The 6,475-nt window shown below is 57.4% G+C and carries 4 protein-coding genes; 2 read left to right on the top strand and 2 right to left on the bottom strand.

From position 1 onward, the window contains the following. Positions 1-42 precede the first annotated feature (42 nt). Positions 43-2,880: a bifunctional [glutamate--ammonia ligase]-adenylyl-L-tyrosine phosphorylase/[glutamate--ammonia-ligase] adenylyltransferase gene (gene glnE / locus ACKWMY_RS22050; RefSeq protein WP_409487035.1), complete on the bottom strand. Its 2,838-nt coding sequence runs from the start codon at positions 2,878-2,880 to the stop codon at positions 43-45. A gap of 47 nt (positions 2,881-2,927) precedes the next feature. Then, entirely contained in the window at positions 2,928-4,235 is a 1,308-nt protein-coding gene (locus ACKWMY_RS22045) for an inorganic triphosphatase (protein ID WP_024528274.1), read from the bottom strand. Positions 4,236-4,513: 278 nt separating this feature from the next. Between ACKWMY_RS22045 and ACKWMY_RS22040 the strand changes: the two genes are divergently transcribed. Together ACKWMY_RS22040 and ACKWMY_RS22035 are read left to right on the top strand one after the other, a co-directional pair. Beyond that, a complete protein-coding gene (locus ACKWMY_RS22040) occupies positions 4,514-5,131 on the top strand; it encodes a TIGR04211 family SH3 domain-containing protein (protein WP_024528273.1) in 618 nt (205 codons plus the stop codon). A gap of 108 nt (positions 5,132-5,239) precedes the next feature. Continuing rightward, positions 5,240-6,475, top strand: coding sequence for a multifunctional CCA addition/repair protein (locus tag ACKWMY_RS22035; protein WP_024528272.1), 1,236 nt, complete (start codon positions 5,240-5,242; stop codon positions 6,473-6,475).

The following is a 6,475-nucleotide window of genomic DNA, read 5'->3' as shown; positions in this document are numbered from 1 at the left end:
CCCTTTGGGAGAGGGTTAGGGTGAGGGAACCCATATGCCCCCTCAGCCCAGCCATTTGCGCCAACTGACACGCACCTGCTCACGCTCGGCGGTAAACAGCTCACTGCTGACTTTGCTGGAATGCTCCTGCAACGCCAGATGGTGGATCTCATCACGCATGGTGACATAGGCCTGGGTCAACGCCTGGGCCTCGTCTTCCGGCATGATGTCGTAATTGGCCATCAGCTCAAAGATACGCACGTTATCCGACCAACGCGTCAGGCGCGGTTCGCCCGCGGCATAACCTAAGACCAGGTATTGGGCAATAAATTCGATATCGGTGATCCCGCCTTCGTCCGCTTTGATATCAAACAGATCGCGCTGTTTGCTGCCCAGATGGTTGCGCATTTTCTCGCGCATTTCACGCACCTCCTGCTGCAACTTGTTCACTTCACGCGGTTTGCACAAAATTTCGCGGCGGATCGCATCGAACTGCTGGTGCAGCGCCGGATCGCCATACACGATGCGCGCCCGCACCAGGGCCTGATGCTCCCAGGTCCAGGCTTCGTTACGCTGATAGTCGGCAAAGGCTTCGACGGTACTGACCAGCATCCCGGCAGCACCGGAAGGACGCAGACGGGCATCCACCTCATAGAGAATGCCTGAAGAGGTGCGGGTGCTGAACAGATGCATCACTCGCTGTGCCAGGCGCAGATAGAACTGACGGCCATCGATGCAACGATCGCCATCCGTCATAACGTCTGGTGGACAATCCAGCAGGAACACCAGGTCTAGATCCGAGCTATAGCCCAGTTCCCAGCCCCCTAGCTTACCGTAGCCGATCACCGCGAACCCTAACCCCTCCCGTTCATGCAGATGGGTTGGTTGGCCGTAGCGCGCAACCATGTCTTTCCACGCCTGCTGCACCACCGCATCAATGATAGCCTCGGCCAGATAGGTTAAGTGATCGCTCACTTTCATCACCGGCAACGCCTCGGCGATATCTGCAGCGGCAATGCGCAAGTGCTGTGCCTGCTTGAACTGCCGCAACGCTTCCAACTGCTGTTCTTCATCGTCTTCCGGCACCCGCAGACGGTATTGACGCAGTTCGCTACGATAGGCATCCGGGGCCACCGGTTGGTACAGCGTGGCCGGATCCAACAGCTCATCAAGCAACAGCGGATAACGCGCCAGTTGGCTGGCCACCATCGGTGATGCGGCACAAAGGCGGATCAGGTGGCTGAGGGCGGCATGGTATTCCACCAGCAGCTCAAGGTAGGTAGTTCGGGTCACAATGCTCAGTAACAACTGGGTCAGGCGCGTCAGAGCCGTGGCCGCATCCACGCGCGAACACACTTCAGCTAGCAAGCGTGGCATCAGTTGATCCAGCACGTCGCGGCCACGCGGGCCAATAGTGCGTTTGTCCACGTCGTGGCGGAAGTCGGCGATGGAACGCAACATCTGCCGCCGCGCCTCTTCGTCCAGATGGGGTGTCAGTGGTGCCAGCTCGTTCTCGTCCAACGCATCCTGCCAAAGGCTGTGATAATGCTGGTAGTTGGGATCTTCGCCTACGTCAGGGCTGTCGTCTCCGATCAGGTCATCAAATACCGCACGGACCTGGCGCATATGCTCTTCCAGCACCGCCATCAACGACGGCCAGTCTGGCTGATCCATTCCCCAGGCCAGACGCGCCTGATCCAACTCGTCCTGCGGCAGGGTTTGCGTTTGCTGGTCGGCAATCGCCTGCAACAGATTCTCCAGCCGCCGCAGGAACAGGTAGCCGTTACTCAGCTCAGCGACCTGCTGTGCGGTCAACAACCCAAGTTCACCAACCGCCTGCAACGTCGGCAGCAGTGAGCGCCCCTGCAAACTGGGTTCACGCCCGCCACGGATCAGTTGGAACACCTGGGTGATAAATTCGATTTCGCGGATGCCACCGGCACCCAGCTTGATGTTGTCCTTCAGCCCCCGCCGCCGCACTTCGCGGGCAATCATGCCCTTCATATTACGCAGCGACTGGATCACGCTGAAATCGATATAGCGACGGAACACGAATGGCCGCAATGTCTTGCGCAGTTCCTGGCTGTAGGCATCTTCATGCCCCCCCATCAGGCGCGCCTTGACCATCGCGTAGCGTTCCCAGTCGCGCCCCTGCTCCTGGTAATAATCTTCCAGCGCGGCAAAGCTCATCACCAGCGGGCCGCTATCGCCAAACGGCCGCAGACGCATATCGACGCGGTAGACAAAGCCGTCAATGGTTTGCTGATCCAACGCTTTGATAAGCCGTTGCCCAAGGCGGGTAAAGAATTGGGCGTTATCCAGCTCACGCCGCCCACCCTGCGTATGGCCGTTTTCCGGATAGGCAAAGATCAGATCGATATCAGAGGAGAAATTCAGTTCGCCACCGCCGAGTTTGCCCATCCCCAGGATCAGCAAAGGCTGTGGCATGCCATCGGCATTACAAGGCGTGCCCCACTCGCGGCAACAGGTTTGATAGAGCCAGTCACGGGCGCTAACGATTAGCGTTTCTGCCAGGGCACTCAGCTGTTGTAGCGTTTCTTGCGTGGTACATAGCTGCTGAGCCTGCGCCCAGGCAATGCGCACCAGGCTCTCACGGCGAAACAGACGGAGCACACGCATCAGTTGCGCTTCGTCCTGCACCTCTTCAAGCTCATCCTGCAACCAGGCGGCATAATGCTGCCACTCATCGGCCACCGGCGGCTGCTGGCGTAACGTTACCAACCATTCAGGATGGCCGAGCAACATGTCACTGACAAAATCACTCGACGCCAGAACGCTTTGTTCTGCGGCGCTGAGCATCAACTCCGCGCCCTGAGTTTCCTGAAATCGCTGCACGATGTTCTGTGCCTGAAGCTGTAACGCAGCAGAGAGTGGCAACATAGTGAATGACCCGTTCTGTGGCCTGCAGCCCGGCAGGCCCGCTGGAGTTAACGAACCGCGCCGTTTAACCAGAATGGCGCATGGGATAATGCCTGTTTGCGGCTGGCTTCATACCAACCCTGCCGACGTTCGGCAATGGCTGATTGCAGCTCGCGCCAGCTGTCGATATACGGCCCGGTTTCGCTATCCGGATAGGCACCAGAAAGCAGAATAAATGCCAACACCTGGCGCGTCAGACGGGGCAGTTGCTCTTGATATTCATCTTCATTCAGGGTGCGTGTAAAGGCTTCTTTCAGCTCTGCGGCGCTACGGCCCAGCATGATGTCGCTAAAACGCTTGAATGAACCATCCAGCTTAGCCTGCGATTTGGCATCGATAAACGGCCGCCATGCGCCGGTGATCAACCACGATGTGAGTGCCAACTTACATTGCAGATACTCCGTGCCGTAGCACAGCTCCTGCGGCTGGGTGGTTTTATCCACCAGCAAAGGCTCCAACGCCGTCAACCGGGCGCGCAGATCGGTGCTTGCCTTGCGCGGAACCAATCCGCCAAAGATCACCAGCGCCTGGCGGATCAGTCCGATCGCTTCCATTACCGCACGACGTGCCTGCTTATCGCCACGCAGCCACAGCTCTTCGTGATACTGCCAGTGGCTCAACGCCAGCTCGAAAGCGGCGACCATGCCCTGTTCTACCGTGGATTTAGGGGCTGGCTTCAACACGCTTAATGGGCGTAACTCACGTTCGGCATTGCCCTGCGCCAGATGATATCCCCGGGCCGCTTTGCTGAGGCTGCCCTGGCGTAAACCACCTTGTTCCGCTAGCGCGGCTGCCAATGCCAGCAAATCAGCAGTCTCACCGCTTTTCAGCTCCAGCTCCAGCTCGCATAACGGTTCGGCCAGTTCACCCGCACGGACTTCGCCCTGATCGAGGCCAATCTCAATCTCGCTTGCGCCGTAAGTGACCACCCACTTTTCACGCACAAAGTCGGTGCGGAACAGCGGCTGCAACGCCTTTTGCAACGGCGCCAGCTTGCAGCCCTCCGGCCAGATATCCGCCGGGAATTTTTTCAGCGCCAGCGCGGGTTTGGCGATGGCGACGTTATATTCCGGCCGCTGGTGCAGCCCACCCACCACCGAACCGGCGGTTTTGATGGTCATTTCATAGCTATCGTCAAAACCGCGGATACGCAGGCCCATATCATGGTTGCGCAGGAAGTTGTCGGCGGTTTCATAGTAGATATTGGTCAGCTTCTGTGGCGCAGAATGCTGATTCGGCCAGGCGGCAATCCGCTCCGGCAGGCTGGCAATCGCTGCGGGGGAAACAATAAACTTCAGTTCTATTTCAACACTCATAGTTCTTTTACACCAATAGGTTAGGCATTCGCGTGAGTCTTCACGGCGGCGGAGTCTGCCGGCCGCACTCAGCCCGACGACGCACAGTGAGAGTATCTTACCGCGATTCCCCCTGACTTGACTCTGCCAACTGCAGAAAAAACCTGTTACGTTATAGAAAGCTGCGCAACTGATGGGATTTAGCATAGTAAGATAGTTCCCATTCCGGTTTTGGCGTTGCGCCGTCAGACTGAACGCTCTACTATCGTTCCATAAATCCACGCAGAAACGATGACATAATGCAGAAATTACGCCTGATTTGCCTTGCCGTGCTAAGTTTTAGCATCACTTGGGGCGCACATGCCGAAGATAAACGCTATATCTCCGATGAATTAAATACTTATGTCCATAGCGGCCCAGGTAACCAATACCGTATCGTCGGCACCTTGAATGCCGGTGAAGAAGTCACGCTGTTGAGCGTCAATGATAGCACCAGCTACGGCCAGATCCGCGATTCCAAAGGACGCAGCGTCTGGATCCCGATGGATCAGCTTAGCCAGACACCAAGCCTGCGCACCCAGGTGCCAGAGCTGGAACAGCAGGTGAAAACCCTGACCGACAAGCTGGCCAATATTGATAATAGCTGGAACCAGCGCACCGCCGAGATGCAGCAGAAGGTGGCCGCCAGCGACAGCACCATCAGCGGCCTGCAGCAGGAAAACCAGGATCTGAAAAATCAGCTGGTTGTGGCACAGAAGAAGGTGAATGCGGTGAATCTGCAACTTGACGACAAACAGCGCACCATTATTCTGCAATGGTTTATGTACGGCGGCGGCGTTGCCGGCGTTGGTTTGCTGCTCGGTCTGGTGTTGCCGCATCTGATCCCACGCCGCAAGAATAATCGCTGGATGAACTGATTACCGTTCCGCCAGTTTAAGCGCCTACGGGCGCTTTTTTATTGCCTGACGCATCCACTGCCCAATTGATGTAATCTGATCAAAAGAGCTATTGATAGGAGTTAAACCGTGAAAATTTACCTGGTCGGCGGTGCCGTCCGTGACACCCTGCTCAACTTACCGGTAGTGGATCACGACTGGGTGGTGGTCGGCGCAACGCCTGCCGATCTGTTGGCTCTTGGCTATCAGCAGGTGGGTAAAGACTTTCCGGTATTCCTCAACCCGCAAACTCATGAGGAGTATGCGCTGGCCCGCACCGAACGTAAATCCGGCCAGGGTTACACCGGATTTACCTGCTACGCCGCCCCGGACGTGACGCTGGAAGAGGATCTGCTGCGGCGCGACCTCACCATCAACGCCATGGCGCGGGGTGATGATGGAGTTTTGGTTGACCCCTATAACGGCAAGGCCGATCTCGACGCCCGCCTGTTGCGCCATGTCTCCGACGCGTTTGGCGAAGATCCGCTGCGAGTGTTACGCGTAGCGCGTTTTGCCGCCCGCTTTGCTTCCCTGGGCTTTACCGTCGCCCCTGAAACCAGCGCGCTGATGCAGCAGATGGCCGAAAGCGGTGAACTGGCCTCCCTGACGGCGGAACGCGTGTGGAAAGAGACCGAGAAGGCGTTACAGAGCCAGAGCCCGCAGGTGTATTTCCAGGTGCTTCGCGACTGCGGAGCGTTGAAAGTGCTGTTCCCGGAAATCGACGCCCTGTTTGGCGTTCCTGCCCCAGAGAAATGGCATCCGGAAATTGATACCGGCATACACACGCTGATGACGCTGGCGATTGCCACCCAGCTCAGTCCAGAGGTGGATATCCGTTTCTCAGCGCTGTGCCACGATCTTGGTAAAGGCATCACGCCACAAGAACTCTGGCCACATCACTATGGCCATGGCCCTGCGGGCGTCAGGCTGGTTGAGAAGCTTTGCCAACGGCTGCGAGTGCCTAATCCAGTACGTGAACTGGCGAAGCTGGTGGCGGAGTATCACGACCTGATCCACACGGTTAATAAACTGCGGCCAGAAACGCTGTTAAAACTGTTTGATGCCATCGACGTGTGGCGTAAACCGCAGCGGCTAGAGCAGATGATCCTCACCAGCGAAGCCGATGCCCGCGGGCGCACCGGTTTTGAAAACAACCCTTATCCGCAGGGCGATTACCTGCGCCAGGCCTATCAGGTCGCCAACGCGGTTTCTGTCAAAGAGGTGGTGGAAAGTGGCCTGCAAGGGTTGGCGATCCGCGACGAGGTCAAACGCCGCCGCCAGCAGGCATTGGCGGACTGGAAGAAGCAGCAAGAACCTCATCCTTAA

The organism is Serratia sp. J2, from assembly GCF_046269175.1.
Classification (GTDB): Bacteria; Pseudomonadota; Gammaproteobacteria; order Enterobacterales; family Enterobacteriaceae; genus Chania; species Chania fonticola_C.
This window is presented reverse-complemented; position numbering and strand designations above follow the sequence as displayed.